Annotated in this window: 16 protein-coding genes; 5 read left to right on the forward strand and 11 right to left on the reverse strand. The window is 71.7% G+C overall.

The genetic code is table 11. From position 1 onward, the window contains the following. Positions 1 to 33: 33 nt before the first annotated feature. Positions 34 to 1,401: a replicative DNA helicase gene (gene dnaB / locus ATJ88_RS00560; protein WP_098461968.1), complete on the forward strand. Its 1,368-nt coding sequence runs from the start codon at positions 34 to 36 to the stop codon at positions 1,399 to 1,401. A gap of 301 nt (positions 1,402 to 1,702) precedes the next feature. On the opposite strand, the gene ATJ88_RS00565 is transcribed toward dnaB, so the two are convergent. The 3 genes from ATJ88_RS00565 to ATJ88_RS00575 form a co-directional block, all read right to left on the reverse strand. Next, a complete protein-coding gene (locus tag ATJ88_RS00565; protein ID WP_098461969.1) occupies positions 1,703 to 2,389 on the reverse strand; it encodes an NAD(P)H-dependent oxidoreductase in 687 nt (228 codons plus the stop codon). Positions 2,390 to 2,501: 112 nt separating this feature from the next. Then, positions 2,502 to 3,152: an NADPH-dependent F420 reductase gene (locus tag ATJ88_RS00570; RefSeq protein ID WP_098461971.1), complete on the reverse strand. Its 651-nt coding sequence runs from the start codon at positions 3,150 to 3,152 to the stop codon at positions 2,502 to 2,504. Next, positions 3,149 to 4,201 carry an LLM class flavin-dependent oxidoreductase gene (locus ATJ88_RS00575; RefSeq protein ID WP_098461972.1) on the reverse strand — a complete coding sequence of 351 codons (1,053 nt, stop codon included), beginning with the start codon at positions 4,199 to 4,201 and terminating at the stop codon, positions 3,149 to 3,151. Before ATJ88_RS00575 ends, ATJ88_RS00570 begins: the two co-directional genes overlap by 4 nt. A 92-nt stretch (positions 4,202 to 4,293) precedes the next feature. Between ATJ88_RS00575 and ATJ88_RS00580 the strand changes: the two genes are divergently transcribed. Further along, entirely contained in the window at positions 4,294 to 4,773 is a 480-nt protein-coding gene (locus tag ATJ88_RS00580; protein ID WP_245852028.1) for a MarR family winged helix-turn-helix transcriptional regulator, read from the forward strand. Positions 4,774 to 5,022: 249 nt separating this feature from the next. Here the strand turns inward: ATJ88_RS00580 and ATJ88_RS00585 are convergent, their stop codons facing one another. Further along, positions 5,023 to 6,237, reverse strand: a complete 1,215-nt coding sequence (locus ATJ88_RS00585; protein ID WP_098461974.1) for an FAD-dependent monooxygenase — start codon at positions 6,235 to 6,237, stop codon at positions 5,023 to 5,025. 94 nt (positions 6,238 to 6,331) lie between these two features. Between ATJ88_RS00585 and ATJ88_RS00590 the strand changes: the two genes are divergently transcribed. Continuing rightward, positions 6,332 to 6,982, forward strand: coding sequence for a TetR/AcrR family transcriptional regulator (locus ATJ88_RS00590; RefSeq protein WP_211287430.1), 651 nt, complete (start codon positions 6,332 to 6,334; stop codon positions 6,980 to 6,982). A 50-nt stretch (positions 6,983 to 7,032) separates the two neighbouring features. Here ATJ88_RS00590 and ATJ88_RS00595 read toward each other — a convergent pair whose 3' ends face one another. Then, positions 7,033 to 7,890, reverse strand: coding sequence for an SDR family oxidoreductase (locus ATJ88_RS00595; RefSeq protein ID WP_098461977.1), 858 nt, complete (start codon positions 7,888 to 7,890; stop codon positions 7,033 to 7,035). An 81-nt stretch (positions 7,891 to 7,971) separates the two neighbouring features. Then, positions 7,972 to 8,406 (reverse strand): cupin domain-containing protein, encoded by a 435-nt coding sequence (locus ATJ88_RS00600; RefSeq protein ID WP_098461978.1) that lies wholly within the window; start codon positions 8,404 to 8,406, stop codon positions 7,972 to 7,974. 265 nt (positions 8,407 to 8,671) lie between these two features. Here ATJ88_RS00600 and ATJ88_RS00605 point away from each other — a divergent pair, with 265 nt between their 5' ends. After that, positions 8,672 to 8,911 (forward strand): helix-turn-helix domain-containing protein, encoded by a 240-nt coding sequence (locus tag ATJ88_RS00605; protein ID WP_098461980.1) that lies wholly within the window; start codon positions 8,672 to 8,674, stop codon positions 8,909 to 8,911. Then, the gene (locus ATJ88_RS00610) at positions 8,904 to 10,148 is read left to right on the forward strand and encodes a type II toxin-antitoxin system HipA family toxin (protein ID WP_098461982.1); all 1,245 of its coding nucleotides are present in this window, start codon (positions 8,904 to 8,906) and stop codon (positions 10,146 to 10,148) included. Before ATJ88_RS00605 ends, ATJ88_RS00610 begins: the two co-directional genes overlap by 8 nt. A gap of 98 nt (positions 10,149 to 10,246) precedes the next feature. On the opposite strand, the gene ATJ88_RS00615 is transcribed toward ATJ88_RS00610, so the two are convergent. Genes ATJ88_RS00615 through ATJ88_RS00635 form a run of 5 tightly spaced genes read right to left on the reverse strand, consistent with a single transcriptional unit; the run spans position 10,247 to position 16,321 of the window. Beyond that, positions 10,247 to 12,079: a family 43 glycosylhydrolase gene (locus ATJ88_RS00615; RefSeq protein ID WP_098461983.1), complete on the reverse strand. Its 1,833-nt coding sequence runs from the start codon at positions 12,077 to 12,079 to the stop codon at positions 10,247 to 10,249. Between the two features lie 60 nt (positions 12,080 to 12,139). Beyond that, positions 12,140 to 13,129 (reverse strand): glycoside hydrolase family 43 protein, encoded by a 990-nt coding sequence (locus tag ATJ88_RS00620; protein WP_098461985.1) that lies wholly within the window; start codon positions 13,127 to 13,129, stop codon positions 12,140 to 12,142. Further along, positions 13,126 to 14,013 carry a carbohydrate ABC transporter permease gene (locus ATJ88_RS00625; protein ID WP_098461986.1) on the reverse strand — a complete coding sequence of 296 codons (888 nt, stop codon included), beginning with the start codon at positions 14,011 to 14,013 and terminating at the stop codon, positions 13,126 to 13,128. The genes ATJ88_RS00620 and ATJ88_RS00625 overlap by 4 nt, the downstream gene beginning before the upstream one ends. After that, positions 14,010 to 15,008 carry a carbohydrate ABC transporter permease gene (locus ATJ88_RS00630; protein WP_098461988.1) on the reverse strand — a complete coding sequence of 333 codons (999 nt, stop codon included), beginning with the start codon at positions 15,006 to 15,008 and terminating at the stop codon, positions 14,010 to 14,012. The genes ATJ88_RS00625 and ATJ88_RS00630 overlap by 4 nt, the downstream gene beginning before the upstream one ends. 2 nt (positions 15,009 to 15,010) lie before the next feature. Next, complete coding sequence (locus tag ATJ88_RS00635) at positions 15,011 to 16,321, reverse strand: ABC transporter substrate-binding protein (protein ID WP_098461990.1); 1,311 nt, start codon at positions 16,319 to 16,321, stop codon at positions 15,011 to 15,013. Between the last annotated feature and the right edge of the window lie 139 nt (positions 16,322 to 16,460).

Below are 16,460 nucleotides of genomic sequence, written 5' to 3' on the forward strand. Positions count from 1 at the left end.
TCGGGTGCGGCACGTGCCGACGAGGGGGAGAGCATGTCGATCGAGGAGCTCGAGGCGGGTTACGGCTCGTCGTCCGGAGCCGCGTTCGACCGCACCCCGCCGCAGGACATCGATGCCGAGATGAGCGTGCTGGGCGGCATGCTGCTGTCCAAGGACGCCATCGCGGACGTCGTCGAGCAGATCCGCGGCAACGACTTCTACCGCCCTGCGCACGAGGCCGTCTACGAGGCGATCATCGACCTCTACGGCCGTGGCGAGCCCGCCGACGCCATCACCGTCGTCGCCGAGCTCACCAAGCGCGGCGAGATCGGCCGCATCGGCGGCGCCTCCTACATCCACGACCTCATGGCGGGCGTCCCCACCGCCGCCAACGCCGGCTACTACGCCCGCATCGTGCAGGAGCGCGCCGTGCTGCGCCGCCTCGTGGCCGCCGGCACCAAGATCGTCCAGCTCGGGTACGCCACCGACGGCGGCGACGTCGACGCCGTCGTCAACAACGCCCAGGCGGAGATCTACGCCGTCACCGAGCGCAAGACGACCGAGGACTACATGCCGCTCGCCGACATCATCGGCGGCACCATGGACGAGATCGAGGCCGCCGGGAACCGCGGCGAAGGCATGACCGGCGTGCCCACCGGGTTCGCCGACCTCGACCGCCTCACCAACGGACTCCACCCCGGCCAGATGATCGTCATCGCTGCGCGCCCCGCAATGGGCAAGTCAACATTGGCCATTGATATTGCCAGGGCTGCCTCTATTAAACACCAGAAGGCGTCAGTCGTCTTCTCCCTGGAGATGAGCCGCAACGAGATCACGATGCGACTCCTGTCCGCCGAAGCGCGCGTCCACCTCCAGAAGCTCCGCAACGGCTCCATGGGTGACGACGACTGGCAGAAGCTCGCCGGTGTCATGGGCAAGGTGTCCGAGGCGCCGATGTTCATCGACGACTCGCCCAACATGTCGCTCACCGAGATCCGCGCCAAGTGCCGCCGACTCAAGCAGAAGCACGACCTTCAGCTCGTCGTCATCGACTACCTCCAGCTGATGTCCTCCGGCAAGAAGGTCGAGTCGCGTCAGCAGGAGGTCTCCGAGTTCTCCCGCGCGCTCAAGCTTCTCGCGAAGGAGATCGAGGTCCCCGTCATCGCGCTGTCGCAGCTGAACCGTGGTCCCGAGCAGCGCGGTGACAAGAAGCCGCAGATGTCGGACCTTCGTGAATCGGGCTCGATCGAGCAGGACGCGGACATGGTCATTCTTTTGCACCGAGAAGATGCTTATGAGAAGGAGTCTCCTCGCGCTGGAGAGGCCGACCTGATCGTGGCCAAGCACCGAAACGGTCCCACCGACACCATCACCGTCGCGTTCCAGGGTCACTACTCGCGTTTCGTCGACATGCAGGTCTGACGCGTCGTTGTCGACGTGCAGCCAACATTGCCAATTCCTCCAGACAGGTTGCTCTGGGGGCACTGTCGGATCCTTGGACGGATCGACTTCGCGCACTCGGGTCGCGCCTCTGTTGGTTCGTCATCGAGCTGCGGGGATCCGCCTCCGAGGCGGACGTGCCCAGGAACCTACCAGTGCAGGAGTGTCGCCCGGCGTGCCCTCCGCGTGAGGCGGGCGTCGCCGCCGGTCACGCCGCCCTCGACGCCACGAGACCCGGCGCCCCGCGCGCAGGACGTAGCCCAGGCGAGCTCGTCCCGTTGCGTCAGGGGTGAGGGCGCGGACGTACTTCCTCGCCGCGAGTGCGCAGGTGCTGCTCACGTACCGCGTTCGGGGTGCGGTCGGGGTCGAGGAACCGTGCCGCGAGCGCCTGGGCCTCGCGCAGCCCGGCGTCCCGGTTCTCGGTCTTGTCGGTGCCTTCGACGTCGAACACCAGGTGGCTCTCGACGTCGTCGATGCCGCAGTAGGCGAAGGTGCCGACGTCGATCTGGGTCTGCATGGCCTCGCGGTAGCCGTAGCGGTCGTAGGTGCGCTCGGTGGAGCCGGCGAGCCCGAGGAGCAGGGTCGGCGTGTTGGTGAGCTTCGAGGCCACCGGCGCCCGACCGCGGTCCTGCACGCCTGCTCCGTACTGGTAGGCCCAGCCGCCGGTGAAGACGCGCTCGATCCAGCCCTTCATGAGGGCGGGCATGCCCCACCAGTAGACCGGGTACACGAAGGCGAGGCGGTCGGCGGCCTCGACGCGGGCGTGCATCTCGGCGATCCCGGCCGGCGCAGGCCCGCCCCAGAAGTGGTCGTGGTCGGCGGTGCCGAAGCGCGGGTCGAAGTCCTCCTCGTGCAGGTCCAGGAGGTCGATGGTGTGTCCCGCGGCGTGGACCGGCTGGTGGAACGCGTCGACGACGGCGCGGGGGTAGGACGTCGGCACCGGGTGGGCGAACACGGTGAGCAGGTGCATGGAGCGGGCCCCAGTTCGGTCGTGGGTGCGGGAGCGGGTCGCTTCACCGCCGGTCTTCGACCGTGTCAGAGATCCGGCCTGGTGTCAGCGGTCGCGCTCGGCGCTGCGCGGGTCAGCGCTGGGCGGCCACGACGAGGTCGCGGAGCTCCTCCGCGCTGACGTTCGCCCCGAACGCGGCGTTCCCGGGCTCCAGGTGGCGCCCCGCGGCGAGGGGGCCGATGTCGACGGGGTCGAACCCGAGGCGGTCGACGACGGCGACGACGGTGGCGACGTCGTCCGGCTCGTCCCCGGCGACGGCGATCGCCTTGCGGTGGGGGTCACCGGCAGGTCGCGCGCCCTCGTCGAGGTCGTGGTAGCCCATGTGATTGAACGCTTTGACGACGCGCGCGCCGGCCAGGAAGTCCTGGACGAGCTCGCTGGTGGAGGTGGCGGGGTGGGCGAGGTCGTCGCGGTGCCCGTCGATCTCCCACCAGTAGTTCATGGCGTCGACGACGAGCTTGCCGGTCAGGGCGTCGGCGGGGACGGTGTGGTGCTTGCCGAGCGGCAGGGCGAGGACGACGACGTCGGCCTTGGCGGCGGCCTCGGTCGCGGTGACGGGTTCGGCGCCGGGGGCGAGGACCTCGACGGTCAGGGCGATCCGGGCCGGGTCGCCGGAGCCTGCGACGAGGACGCGGTAGCCGGCGGCGACGGCGAGGCGGGCCAGCACGGTCCCGACCTTGCCTGCGCCGAGGATGCCGATGGTCTGGACGGTGTCGGTGCTCATGCGGGGTCCTCGGGCCGGTCGGCGAGCAGGTCGCGGACCATGGGGACGACCTTGGTGCCGTAGAGCTCGACGTTGCGCGTCCGGGCGTCGGCGGGCTGCGCGCCGGTGGTGTAGATGAGGTCGAACCGGCCGACGTCGAGCGCTGTCACGGCGGCGGCGATCTTGCGGGCGACGGTCTCGGGCGACCCGACGTACAGGGAGCCGCCGGCGATCTCGGCGTCGAACTCCGCCTCGGTGATCGGGGGCCAGCCGCGGGACGCGCCGATGCGGTCGCGCTGGGTGCGGTAGTGGGGCCAGTAGATCTCGCGGGCCTCGTCGTCGGTGTCGGCGATGAAGCCGGGGGAGTGCATGCCGACGGGGTGGGCGGTGGTGCCGAGCTGCGTGGCGGCGCGTCGGTAGAGGTCGACGTAGGGGGCGAACCGGGCGGGCTGGCCGCCGATGATCGCGAGCATGAGGGGGAGGTCGTAGTGCGCGGCGCGGACGACGGACTGCGGGGAGCCGCCGACGCCGACCCACGTGTTCAGGTGCCCGGACTCCGTCTTGGGGAAGACGTCGGCGTCGGTCAGCGCCGGGCGCGTGGTCCCGGCCCAGGTGACGGGCTGTTCCTTGAGCAGCTCGGCGAAGAGCTGGATCTTCTCCTCGAAGAGGATGTCGTAGTCGGCGAGGTCGTAGCCGAACAGCGGGAACGACTCGGTGAACGAGCCGCGCCCGAGGATGACCTCCGCGCGGCCGTTCGACAGGGCGTCGACGGTGGCGAACCGCTGGAACACGCGGACGGGGTCGTCGGAGGACAGGACGGTCACGCCGGAGGCGAGCCGGATGTCCCGGGTGACGCCGGCGAGCCCGGCCAGCACGGTGTCCGGGGAGGAGATGGCGTACTCGGGGCGGTGGTGCTCGCCGAGCGCGATGACGTCGACGCCGGTCTGGTCGGCCAGCACGGCCTCCGCGACGACCTGCCGGATGGCGGCGGCGTGCGAGACCAGGGTGCCGTCGGCGGCCATGGGGCGGTCGCCGAACGAGTCGAGGCCGAACTCCACGGTGGTGCTCATCTCTCGTCCTCCGAGTTGATACGTCAATAGTTGACGCGTCAATAGTGCCTCCGGCATGATGGACATGTCAACACCCAGCGAGGAGGGCCATCGTGGCCGAGACGACGACGCGACGCGCGCCCACGACGCAGGAGCTGGCCGCCTGGCGCGCGTTCATCGAGACGACCGAGGCGCTGCGCTCCCGCCTCGGCGCCCGGATGCAGGCCGAGTCGGGGATCTCGATGCAGGACTACGCCGTGCTGCTCGCCCTGCGTGAGGCCCCCGAACGCAACCTGCGGTCCTCCGAGCTCGCGGACGTCGTCGGCTGGGAACGCAGCCGGCTGTCGCACCACGTCGGGCGCATGGAGCGCCGCGGCCTCGTCGAGCGCCAGGGCCCCGCCGGCGGCGGCTGGGGGTCCTGCGTCCACCTGACCGCCGACGGTGCCGCCGTCTTCCGCCGCGCCTCGGTGCCCCACCTGCAGGCCGTCGCCGAGCTGTTCGTCGACGCCCTCACCCCGGAGCAGGTCGACGCGGCCGGCCAGATCGCCCGGACTCTGGGTGCCCGTCTCGCCGAGGACGACACGTCGCGCTGAGGGCCGCGACGAGACCGGCACGGTGGCCCCGCCCGGGGCGGTGGGGTTGTCTTTCGTTGATGACGAGCTCCGCGTCGGTGCGCGTGGTGTGCAGCCGCCAGTGCTCGGCGGCGATCGAGTCCGGCCCGCGGTGAGGCGCGCACCGGACGACGCCGTCACGGTGGCGTCGGCACCGCCGGCGGACGACGACGGGTACCCGAGGGGCTCCTACCTGCGAGCGATGCCCGGCCCCGAGCGACCCGGACGACGTCAGGGCGCGGCGACGTCGACGGACTTCTCCCGGAACCGGCTCGCGATGAACGACCGCATGGCCTTGTTGGTGAGCCGGTTGCTCGTCATCGTGGACATGACGCCCCGCAGGGCGAGGTCGCGGCGGTTCTGCGGGACGAACATGGCGAGGCCGTCGGTGCGCCCGGACTTCTGCTGCACGGCGACGAACGGTCGCAGGCGCTGCTCCCACTCCCGCAGGGCGCGGGCGGGGTTGCCGGGGTTGCGGGCCAGGGTGGTGCCGAGGAGGTCGGCGCCGGCGAGGCCGAGCGACGCCCCCATCCCGGAGTAGAGGGTGAGGCACCAGGCGGAGTCGCCGACGAGGACGACCCGGTCGGAGTGCCAGGTCGGCATGTCGACCTGGTGGACGGAGTCGAAGAGGGTGTCGTCGACGTCGGCGAACTGACCGAGCAGGTTCTCCAGGACGGGTCCGGCGGGTTCGGGTCCGAAGGCGGCGCGCAGCGACTCGAGCGGCGGGCGGCGGAACTGGGCGTCCTCGTCGTCGGTCCGGTAGGTGAGGAGCAGCCCGGGGGCGTGGTCGGCGAACGGGAAGACCCAGGCCGCGCGGCCCTCCTCGGCGAGGGTGAGGCCGTCGCCGGTGCGGAACCCGGGGACCTGTTCCTTGAGCAGGGTGGCGGCGATGATGTGGTTCAGGGGCCGGAGCAGCTCGGAGTCCGGGCCGAACACGAGGCGTCGGACGGTCGACCGCAGGCCGTCGGCGCCGACGACGAGGTCGAAGCGTTCGGTGGTCCGGGTCTCGTGGTCGCCGGTGGCGGTGCTGAGGGTGACGTCGACGCCGTCGGGGTGCTCGTCGACGGCGACGGGGGTGGTGCCGTAGCGGATCTCGACGTCCTCGCCGATCTGCGCGTGGAGGGCGGCCTCGATGTCGCCGCGCATGATGAGGCGGGGTTCGCCGGGCAGGTCGCCGTACCCCATGCTCGGTCGGCGCCGGGTGCCGGAGCGGTCGACGTCGTACGTCACGCCCTCGGGGTCGATCCGGTTGCCGATGGCGTCGAGGACGCCCATGCGTTGTGCCGTGGCGCGGCCGGTCTCGAACAGTCCGACGAAGTAGCCCGCGGGCCGGCGTCCGGGTGCGCGTTCCACGAGCAGTGGTTCCCAGCCGATCTCCCGCAGTCGCATCGCGGCGGCCAGTCCGGCGATGCCGGTCCCGACGACGAGGGCGCGCGGTGCAGTCATCCCGTCACTCCGATCTATGCCGAGAACTCTTCTCCACTTGATCCCGAGCGTAGCACTAACCGGAGGTGTCACCTCCGCTTGTAGGATGGTCGGCATGAGCACGTCCACCGCGCCCGAGCCGCGACCCCTGCGCGCCGACGCCGAGCGCAACCGGCAGCGCCTCGTCGCGTCCGCCCGCGAGCTGTTCGCGACCCGTGGCCTCGAGGTCACGCTCGACGACGTCGCCCACCACGCCGGGGTCGGCGTCGGGACCGCCTACCGCCGGTTCGCCAACCGCGCCGAGCTCGTCGAGGCCGTGCTGGCCGGCGCCGTGGACCGGGTCGCGGACGTCGCGGAGCGGGCGCTGACCAGCGACGACCCGTGGGGCGCGTTCGAGCAGTTCTTCCTCGAGGCCACCACCGACTTCGCCGAGAACCGCGGCCTGCGGCAGATCCTGCTCGAGGGCGGGCGCGGCACCGGCGCAGGCTTCGACGCCGCGCGGGACCGGCTCGCCCCCGCCGTCGAGGCGCTCATCACCCGGGCGCAGGAGTCCGGGCACCTGCGCACCGACATCGCCCCCACGGACTTCCCGCTCATCCAGCTCATGCTCGGCGCCGTCACCGAACGCAGCCGCGACGTCGCCCCGGACCTGTGGCGGCGGTACGTCACGCTCCTGCTCGACGGGTTGCGCACCCACCGCGACTCCCCCACCCCGCTCGGGACGCCCGCGCTGAGCAGCGACGACCTCGACCGCAGCACGGCCTAGCCTCGGGCCGCGCCGTCCGGACTCGGCGTGCGTCAGGCCGCGGCGAGGCGTCAGGCCCGGGCGTCCCGCAGGAACTGCTCGAGACCGGTGGGCGCCCGCCCCGTGAGGTGCTCCACGGCGTCGCTGACCTGCGCCATCACACCGCTCGCGATCGCGGTGTACGTGCTGACCCACGCGTCGACCTGCCAGTCCGGCGCCCCGTACGGCGCACGCGACGCGTACGCCTCCGCGAGCGTCTCGTCGTGGTAGGTCACCGGGGTCCCGCGCACCGCCGTCAGCACGGACGCGGCGTCGTCCAGCGTCAGCGCCTCCGGGCCGGTGAGGTCGTAGGTCCGGCCCGCGTGCGGGCCGGGGTCCGTGAGGACGGCGGTCGCCGCCCGTGCCACGTCGGCCCGGGTGACGAACGCGCACGCCCCGTCCCCGGCGGGACCGCGGATGACGCCGTCGTCGCCCACCATCGCCTCGATGAAGTCGAGGTAGAAGCTGTCCCGCAGGAACGTCCACGCCATCCCCGAGTCGCGCAGGTGCTGCTCGGTGGCGTGGTGGTCGCGCGCCAGCGTGAACGTGGCGTCCGGGGCGGCACCGAGGAACGACGTGTAGACGACGTGCCCGACGCCCGCGGCGGCCGCGCCGTCGACGAACGTGCGGTGCTGCGCCAGCCGGTCGGCGCTCTCCGAGGCCGACACCATCAGCACGACGTCGACGCCCGCCAGGGCCTCGCGGACCGCGTCGAGATCACCGAACTCGGCGGCCCGGACGTCGGCGACGTGCGGGTGCTGGGGCAGCCGGGGGCTGGCCGGGTCGCGGACCACCAACCGGTGCGGGACCCCGCGCGCGTCGAGCGCCCGGGTCACCATCCCGCCCAGCTGGCCGGTCGCGCCGGTGACGGCGAGCGTCGAGGCGGTCATGGGCGTCTCCTTCGGGTGCGGTTGCCGGACCAGCCTCGCCGCTCGCGGACGTCCCGGCCACCCGGGGGCGTCCCGGAACGGTCAGGCGTCGTCGGCGGCGGTCGGCAGGCTCCCGTACACGTCGTCGTCGACCGGCTCGAGCCACTCGTTGCGGACGTCCCCGCCCGGGGTGATGAAGGCGAGGTGGCTGAACCACGAGTCGGCCTTCGCGCCGTGCCAGTGCTTCGTCCCGGCCGGCACGCGGACCACCGACCCCGGCTCCAGGCTGACCGGCTCCTCGCCGTCGGCCTGGTACCAGCCGCTGCCCGCCGTGCACAGCAGGACCTGGTCGCCACCGCCGTCGGTGCCGTGGTGGACGTGCCAGTTGTTGCGGCAGCCCGGCTCGAACGACACGTTGCTCACCGGGACGCTGCCGCCCGCGAGCGGGGCGAGGTAGCTCTGCCCGACGAAGTACTGCGCGAACGCGTCGTTCGTCTCCCCGAGGGGGAAGGGCTGGTCGAACTCGTGGGTGCTCATGCCGTCTCCTTGTCGTTCCGGGCGCTGTGGTCGCGCGAGGACGGGGCGCCGTTCGCGGGGTGCCGCCGGCGCGTGGTCATGCCCCCAGGTTCGCCCCGGACCAGGTGTCCACGACAGGCACTGCTGGTACACCCCTCGCCGGGGCGGGGCTTGGTAGCCGTGCGACCCGCGCTCTCGCGTGACGTCGATAAAGTAGTCAAGGACCTTGACTACTTATCCGTAGTCGACCAGGATGACTACGGATAAGTAGTCGGAGGAGGCCCGCATGGCATACCAGGGCAAGGTCACCGGGCCGGAGTCGCTCGGGCGCATCCTGCAGCAGGCCAGGCTGCTCAACGGATGGAGCCAACGGGAGCTGGCCGCGCGCATCGGGACGACCCAGCGCTACATCTGGGAGATCGAAGCCGGCAAGCCGTCGATCTACACGGAGCGGCTGTTCGCCGTCCTGCGGGAGACAGGCACCGAGCTCTCGGCGACGATCGAGCCGCGGCACGACGATGAGTGACCTGACGGTCGAGCTGTACGGGACGACGATCGGGTCGTTGACCGGACAAGGTCAGGGCTTCGACTTCGTCGCCTCCCCCCAGGCGGTCGAGGTGTTCGGCCTCGACAGTCTCGTGCTGTCCGTGGCGGTACCGCTGGCAGCCGTCCCGGCGCGGGCGCGGCGAGCCAGACGCCAGAACTTCTTCCGTGAGCTCCTGCCCGAAGGGCAGATGCTCGTCCGGCTCGCCCAGCAGGCCCGTGTCGCGCAGCATGACGCCCTGGGGATGCTGCGCACCTATGGGCGTGACGTTGCCGGCGCCCTGCAGATCTGGGACCCGGACGTGCCAGGCGAACCTCGGTCACCTGCGCTCGAACAGCTGACCGAGGCGGGGGTCGGGAAGCTGCTGGACGAGGTGACCGCATTCCCGCTCGCGAACAAGCCAGACCGGGGAAAGACGTCGTTGGCCGGCGTCCAGGACAAGATCGTGCTGACCCGCACCAGCCAGGGGTGGGCGCGGGCCCTCGACGGCTACCCCTCCACGCACATCCTCAAGCCGGTCTCCCGCGAGTACCCGTCGATCATCTACGACGAGGAGTACGGCGCCCGCCTGGCGAGGAGACTCGAGCTGGCCGACTTCGACACGACGATCAGCGAGTTCGACGGTGTCCCGGCGCTCGTGGTCGAACGGTACGACCGCGACGTCGACAGTGCTGACCCGATGCCGCGGCGCGTTCACCAGGAGGACTTCAACCAGGCGCTCGGCCTTCAGGGCGACCAGAAGTACCAGCGTTACGGCGGGAAGGCATCGTTGGCGCGCGTCGCACGGGAGCTCACGCTGCTCGGCGACCGGAAGGCGCTCGACCGGCTGGCCCGCATGACCGTGCTCGCCGTCGCGGTCGGCAACCTGGACATGCACGCCAAGAACTTGGCACTGGTGCACCGCCGCGACGGTAGCGTCGAGCTCGCGCCCGCCTACGACGTCGTCCCGCAGACCCACCTGCCCAACGACGGCGAGCTCGCGCTCGCGGTCGACGGCGTCTACCGGCACGCCGCGGTCACGCGGGACCACCTGGTTGCCGAGCTCTCCTCCTGGGGGGTCCGCGACAGCGTGGCCGTCGTCGGTGACGTCCTGGTCGAGGTGCGCGACGCCGTCCAGCAGGAGGTGCCCCACTCGTCGGCGCATCAAGGGCTCGTCGAGGACATCGTGCGCTTCACCACCAACCTCCTGGGAGGTCGCGCCGTGGGTTCGGAGCCCTGACGGGCCGGGGCGGGGGCAGGGCGATAGAGCCGATCGCCGCAGAGTGACGCCGGCCCGGCGGCCGGGCCCGCCCGTCGGGGCGGGACCCGGCCGCGGGTTCACCGGACGTCGATGGCGTCGATCTCGGCGTACCAGGCCACGCGGGTCAGGGTCACGGTGTTCCAGCCGGGCTCGAGGTGCACCTCGTGCTCGACGACGTTCCAGTTGCCCCAACGGGTGTGCGGGTAGACGACGGTCCCCTGGGCGTCGCCGTCAACGCTCACGGCGTGCCGGGCCTGCAGCGGGTAGCCGCCACGCTCGGAGCCGTTGGCGAACCGGATGCCGAGCACCGACCGCCCGCCGTCCTCGGACCAGACCTGCACGGACAGCGAGCTGTCGGCGAAGTCGAGGCCGCCGACGACCTGCCCGCCGGAGGCGGAGGCGTCGGCCCGGGTGCGGGCCCGGACGATGTCGCCGTCCTCCGCCTCGTAGCGGGTGGCGTCGACGAGGTCCTCGGGGTGCACGGGGGTGGGCCGGTCCGTCCTGCCGGCCGACAGGTAGAGGGCGTCGATCTCCGCGAAGAGGCTCTCGCGGGTCAGGGTGATGGTGTTGGTGCCGCGCTTCAGCTGCACGGGGACCTCGAGCACCTGCCAGTTGCCCCACCGGGTGTGCCAGTACTCGGCGGTGCCGGCGTCGGCGCCGTTGACGGTGATCGCGTGCCGTGCGGTGGCGGGTCGACCGGTCTGGTCGAGCGAACCGTTCGCGAACCGGATGCCGAGGGTGTGAGGTCCGCCGCGGTCGGCCTCGACGGTGACCTCGATGCTGGAGTCGGCGTGGTCGAGCCCACCGACCTTGGCGAGGGCGGACGCCGTCCGGTCGGTCACGACCGACGCGTGGGACACGACGCCGTCCTCGGCCTCGTACCGGGCGGCCGCGCCCCGCACGACGGGCGTGCCGTCCGGCCCGTAGCTCAGCGCGGCGGTGTACACGCCCCGGTAGGTGAAGGTGTCGTCCCAGCCGTGGAACATGACGGTGGGGCGGCCGTGGCGGTCGTCGAAGGCGTCGAGACCGCCCGGTCCGACGACCTCGCCCGCGAAGTCCTCGCTGGTGAGCAGCTCCGCCTCGGCGACGTCGAAGGGTCCGGTGACGCTGTCGGCCACGGCCCACCCCGTGCGGTACCTGCCGCCGTAGTAGTCGTTGGCCGCGAAGTACAGGTAGAACCGACCGTCGTGCTCCACCATGGCGGGCGCCTCGACGACGGCGCCCTGCCAGGGCAGGTCGTTGCGCATCAGCTCGACGGGCGGGCCGGTGAGGGTGGTGCCGTCGGCCGAGAGCGGCTGGGCGTAGAGGATGGCGGGCAGGGAGCAGCAGTTCCCGTCGGTCTTCCACAGCAGGTGGAGCTGGTCGCCGTCGCGGACGGTGGCGGCGTCGATGGCGCCGCCCAGCTCGACGGGGCAGACCAGGGGCTCGCCGCGGGTGTCGACGAACGGCCCGTCGGGGCTCGTCGACGTCGCGAGGCCGATGCACTGCCGGCCCGACGCGGCGTCGCGGGCGGTGTAGTAGAGCGCGAAGCCGCCCTCGACGGCGGACACCTCGGGCGCCCACACGCAGTAGTCGACCGAGCCGTCGGGCAGGGTGCGGCAGGGTCCCACCCAGTCGCCGGGCGCCTCGCCGATGCCGGGTGCGGCGTCGGGCTCGGCCTTCCACTCCTTGAGGTTGCGCGAGGTGCGGTGCTGCACCTTCTGCGCGACGTTGTTGGTCGCGTACGCGTGGTACACGCCGTCGACGAGCAGGACGTCAGGGTCGGGGAAGTCCTCGTCGACGACGGGACTCGGCGGGTGGGGTGAGGCGCCCTGGGCGGACGCGGGGGCGGCGGCCACCAGGCCGACCGTGGCCGCGAGCAGACAGCTCAGGGCCGCGGCGAGGGCTCTGCGGGGCGTCGGACGGGACATGCGTGCTCCTTTGCAGCATCGGCGGTCCCCGGGTGGGCCGCCGCGGTCCTTGCGAGGTCGTCACGGGCCGGGCGGCACCGTGCCGGCGGGCCGCCGGACCTGAGGTCCGGCGGCCGTCCAGTCCAGGGGGAGGGTGTAGGTCTCGCGGGCGATGTACGCGCCGTCCCAGGCGTGGAAGACGAGGACGTCGCCGTCCGGCGTCCCGACGACGTCCTGCCCGCCGGGGCCCCGGTAGAGGCCGCCGGTGCTCCCGGTGGACAGCAGCGGCTCGGGATCCTTGGTCCACGGGCCCGTCAGGGCGGGTGCGGTGGCGTGCCCGACGGCGTAGGTGTCGTCGCCGTAGAAGCTCGCCGAGTACAGCGCGTGGTAGGTGCCGTCGCGCTCGAGGAGGGTCGGCGCCTCGACGAGGTCGCCCTCCCAGGGCAGGTCCTGCTTGAACAGCCGGAAGGGCTCCCCGTCGAGGGACAGGCCGTCGTCGGCGAGCGGTGCGGCCTGGATCCAGGTGTCGTGGCCGCAGCAGTTCCCGTCGTTCTTCCACACGAGGTACGTCTGCTCGCCGTCGCGGAAGACGTCGGCGTCGATCGCGCCGCCCTGGTCGACGGGGCAGACGAGCATCTCGCCGCCGACCACCTCGAAGGTGTCGAGCGGGCCCGCGGCGGCCGCGACACCGATGCACTGCAGTCCGGTGTCGCGGTCGCGGGCGGTGAAGTACAGCCGGTACCCGTCGTCGGTCGCGGCGACCTCGGGTGCCCACGTCAGGCCGGGGATGATCCAGGGCGGGAGGTCCGGCAGCGCGTCGCCGCGGTGCTCCCACGTGCGCAGGTCCGGGGAGGTCGCGACCTGCACGTTCGACGTGTGGTCGTTGGTCGCGAACGCGACGTACCCGTCGTCCGTCGCCACGACGTCGGGGTCGGGGAAGTCCCGGTCGATGACCGGCTGCGGACGCGGCACGTCGGGGGAGGGGGCGGCGTCGCCGCCACCGTCCGGCGCGCCGCACGCGGCGACGAGCAGGACGGCGGCGACGAGCGCCGCCGGTCGGCCGACCGTCATCCCTTGAGGCCCGACCTGGACACGCCCTCGATGATGAACCGCTGCAGGAACGAGAACAGCAGCATCACGGGCACCGACGCGATGACCGCTCCGGCCATGAGCACGTCGTAGCGCACCTGGTTGGCGCCCTGGAGGGTCGCCAGGCCCGCGGGGAGGGTACGGGTCTCCGGGCTGAACAGGACGTACACCGGCCACAGGAAGTCGTTCCAGTTGGTGAGGAAGGCCAGCAGCGCCAGGGTGGCCATCGCGGGTCGTGCCAGCGGGACGACGACCTGGACGAACACCTGGAAGCGGTTGGCGCCGTCCAGCAGCGCCGCCTCCTCGAGCTCGACGGGCAGGTTCATGAAGAACTGCCGCATGAAGAACACGCCGAAGGCGCTCGCGGCCGAGGGCACGATGATCGCGGTCAGCGTGTTCAGCCAGCCGAGCTCGGACACGATGAGGTAGTTCGGGATCACGAGGATGACGCCCGGCACCATGAGCATCGCGATGACGAGGGCGAACACGACCCGCTTGCCGCGGAACTCCATCCGCGCCAGGGGGTAGGCCGCCAGGGAGGCGGTCGCCACGACGAGCGCCGCCGTCGCGGTGGCGGCCAGCATCGAGTTGGCGAACCACGTCAGCACGGGGGTGTCCGGGGCGCTGAACAGGTACTGGTAGGCCTGCGTGGTGAACGGGTCGGGGATCCACGACGGCACCGTGCTGGCGGCCTCGGTGCGCGTCTTGAACGACGTGGCGAGCATGTACACGAGCGGGCTGACGAAGCCGAGCGCGAGCAGGTAGAGCACGAGGTAGCGCAGCGAGCGTCGGCGTGCGGGCCGCAACGACGGGTCGGTCCTCGACGTGCCGACCGGGGGTGCTGCGGTGTCCTGGAGGGAGGTCATGAACGCACCTTCTTGCGGGGACGGACGGCGTCACGGTCGCGGAAGAGCCAGAACACGAGCGCGCTGAGCGCCATGAGGACGACGGTCAGCAGGTAGCTCATGGCGGCCGCGCTGCCCATCTGGAACGAGCTGAGCCCGGTCTCGGCGATGCGCATGATGGCGGTGCGGGTGCTCCGGCCGGGCCCGCCGTCCGTCATCAGGTAGGACTGCCCGAACATGTTCGCCGACATGATGATCGTGTTGACCGTGACGAACATCAGCACGGGCCGCAGCCCGGGCAGGGTCACGTGGCGGAACCGCTGCCAGGCGCCGGCGCCGTCCATCTTGGCGGCCTCGTACAGCTCGGCCGAGATGTCCTGGAGCGCCGCGAGGTAGATGACGGCGTTGAACCCGAGGGTCCACCAGACGGTCACGCCGACGAGCGACGCCCAGGCGGCGGGCTGCGACGTGAGCCACGCGGTGGAGTCGGGCAGCCCGAGCACCCCGAGGTAGTGGTTGACGAGGCCGATGTTGGTGTCCAGCAGGTAGCGCCAGAGCACCGAGATGACGGCCACGCCGAGCACGTAGGGCGCGAAGTAGACGGCGCGCAGGAAGTTCCGCCCGGGGAACCGGGCGTTCATCATGAGCGCGACGCCGAGGGGCACGACGAGCAGCAGGGGCACGCTCAGGACGGTGAAGATCCCGGTGGCGCGCATCGACTCCCAGAACGGTCCGCCCGCGGTCGACGACGGGTCGAACAGGGCCTGGTAGTTGCTCAGGCCCACGAACGGGTGGGTGGGGAACGTGTAGTCCCAGTCGTGCAGGGAGATCCAGACGCCGAAGCCGGCGGGGAGCAGCACGAACGTGCCGAACAGCACGAGGAACGGCGCCAGGAAGAGCCAGGGCGTCGCCGGTGCGGGGGCGATCGGGCTGCGCCGACGGCGCGAGCCCGCGGGCGGGCCGGACGCCCCCGCACGTGCGGGGGCGTCCGGCCGGTGGGTGACCGCTTCGGACATCGTCAGCCGCCGAACCGAGCCAGGTTCTCTTCCATGAGCGAGGTGGCGCGCGCGCTCTCCTCCGTGAGGGCGGTCTCCGGCGGGCGCGTGCCGAGCACGCCGTCGGCCACCGCGACCTCGAGCGTCTCCGACTGGATGGTGCCCAGGCCGGGGACCGGCGGCAGGAACCGCATCGTGTCGATCGCGTCGGCGATCGGCTGCTGCACGGTGCCGTCGAGCACGCCGGACGAACGCACCGACTCGCGGGCGGGGATCATGCCGGCCTGCGCCCAGTCGCCGGAGTGCTCGCTCATCCAGGCGACGAACACCTGCGACGCGGCGACCTTGTCCTCGTCCGGGTCGTTCTGGTGCGCGAGGAAGAACTGGTGCGAGCTCGCCCACACGGCCTGCTCGCCCAGGACCGCGGGGACGGGCGCGGCCGCGTACGGCAGGCCGGAGTCCTCGAGGTCGTTGATCTGCCAGATGCCGTCGAAGGTGATCGACGTCGCGCCGTTCTTGAAGGCGACGTACTGGGCGTCCTGCGCGACGTCGGCGGGGCTGTAGCCGTCGTCGACGATGGAGCGCATCCACTCCAGGGACGCGACGCCCTCGGCGGAGTCGAACTGGGCGGCGGAGCCGTCCGTGGCGTAGGGCTCGCCGCCGCCCTGCCACTGCCCGGACAGGAACATCAGGTGCGCGGGCCAGCGGGCGGGCATCCAGAAGGGGTGCTCGTAGCCGGCGGCCTGGAGCTTGTCGAGCGCGTCGGCGAAGGAGTCCGCGTCGGTCGGGGCCTCGGTGATGCCGGCTTTCTCGAAGTGCTCGGTGTTGTAGTACATCGCCAGCGAGTGCACGTCCAGGGGCACGCCGTAGCGCTGACCGTCGTACTCGATGGCGTCCCAGATCGCGGGGGTGAAGTCGTCGGCGGTCAGGCCGATGCCGTCGAGCAGCGGGTCCACCGGGTCGATGACGCTGCGGGCGGCGTTGGTCGACAGCTGCTCGACGTGCATGACGCCGACGTCGGGGCCTTCGCCGGCGGTCACCGCGGCGGGGAGCTTCTGGTAGAACTCCGCCCACTCCACGGTGTTGGACTTGACGGTGATGTTCTCGTGCTCGGCGTTGAACTGGTCGACGAGGCCCTGCATGAAGGGGCCGTCGCCGCCGGTGAAGCCGTTCCAGTAGTCGATGGTCACGGCGGGGCCGTCGTAGGTGTCGCTGAACGCAGCGGGCTGCTGCTGTGCGGCGTCGCCGCCCGAGCATGCGCCCAGGGCCAGCACGCCGAGCGCCGCGACAGCCGCGGTGAGGCGCGTGCCTCGGGTGCGGTACGTCGTCGTCATGGTCGTCCTCCTCGTCGAAAACGGTGCGCGGTCGCGCTGGGGGCGAATGTACAGCGCTGTAATGTCGTTTGTCGAGAGTGGTGCCGTACCCCCGCGCGACCACTACGATCAGTGCGACCGGGGGGACAGGGGCGCGGAG

The organism is Isoptericola jiangsuensis, from assembly GCF_002563715.1.
GTDB classification, from domain to species: Bacteria; Actinomycetota; Actinomycetes; order Actinomycetales; family Cellulomonadaceae; genus Isoptericola; species Isoptericola jiangsuensis.

What these genes read in the sequence shown, in the direction of transcription:
- ATJ88_RS00610 (WP_098461982.1), top strand. Translation starts at nt 8,904, where the DNA reads ATGAGTGACCTGACGGTCGAGCTGTACGGGACGACGATCGGGTCGTTG.
- ATJ88_RS00600 (WP_098461978.1), bottom strand. Translation starts at nt 8,406, where the DNA reads ATGAGCACCCACGAGTTCGACCAGCCCTTCCCCCTCGGGGAGACGAAC.
- ATJ88_RS00595 (WP_098461977.1), bottom strand. Translation starts at nt 7,890, where the DNA reads ATGACCGCCTCGACGCTCGCCGTCACCGGCGCGACCGGCCAGCTGGGC.
- ATJ88_RS00615 (WP_098461983.1), bottom strand. Translation starts at nt 12,079, where the DNA reads ATGTCCCGTCCGACGCCCCGCAGAGCCCTCGCCGCGGCCCTGAGCTGT.
- ATJ88_RS00620 (WP_098461985.1), bottom strand. Translation starts at nt 13,129, where the DNA reads ATGACGGTCGGCCGACCGGCGGCGCTCGTCGCCGCCGTCCTGCTCGTC.
- ATJ88_RS00625 (WP_098461986.1), bottom strand. Translation starts at nt 14,013, where the DNA reads ATGACCTCCCTCCAGGACACCGCAGCACCCCCGGTCGGCACGTCGAGG.
- ATJ88_RS00635 (WP_098461990.1), bottom strand. Translation starts at nt 16,321, where the DNA reads ATGACGACGACGTACCGCACCCGAGGCACGCGCCTCACCGCGGCTGTC.
- ATJ88_RS00565 (WP_098461969.1), bottom strand. Translation starts at nt 2,389, where the DNA reads ATGCACCTGCTCACCGTGTTCGCCCACCCGGTGCCGACGTCCTACCCC.
- ATJ88_RS00630 (WP_098461988.1), bottom strand. Translation starts at nt 15,008, where the DNA reads ATGTCCGAAGCGGTCACCCACCGGCCGGACGCCCCCGCACGTGCGGGG.
- ATJ88_RS00575 (WP_098461972.1), bottom strand. Translation starts at nt 4,201, where the DNA reads ATGAGCACCACCGTGGAGTTCGGCCTCGACTCGTTCGGCGACCGCCCC.
- ATJ88_RS00570 (WP_098461971.1), bottom strand. Translation starts at nt 3,152, where the DNA reads ATGAGCACCGACACCGTCCAGACCATCGGCATCCTCGGCGCAGGCAAG.
- ATJ88_RS00605 (WP_098461980.1), top strand. Translation starts at nt 8,672, where the DNA reads ATGGCATACCAGGGCAAGGTCACCGGGCCGGAGTCGCTCGGGCGCATC.
- ATJ88_RS00590 (WP_211287430.1), top strand. Translation starts at nt 6,332, where the DNA reads ATGAGCACGTCCACCGCGCCCGAGCCGCGACCCCTGCGCGCCGACGCC.
- dnaB (WP_098461968.1), top strand. Translation starts at nt 34, where the DNA reads ATGTCGATCGAGGAGCTCGAGGCGGGTTACGGCTCGTCGTCCGGAGCC.
- ATJ88_RS00585 (WP_098461974.1), bottom strand. Translation starts at nt 6,237, where the DNA reads ATGACTGCACCGCGCGCCCTCGTCGTCGGGACCGGCATCGCCGGACTG.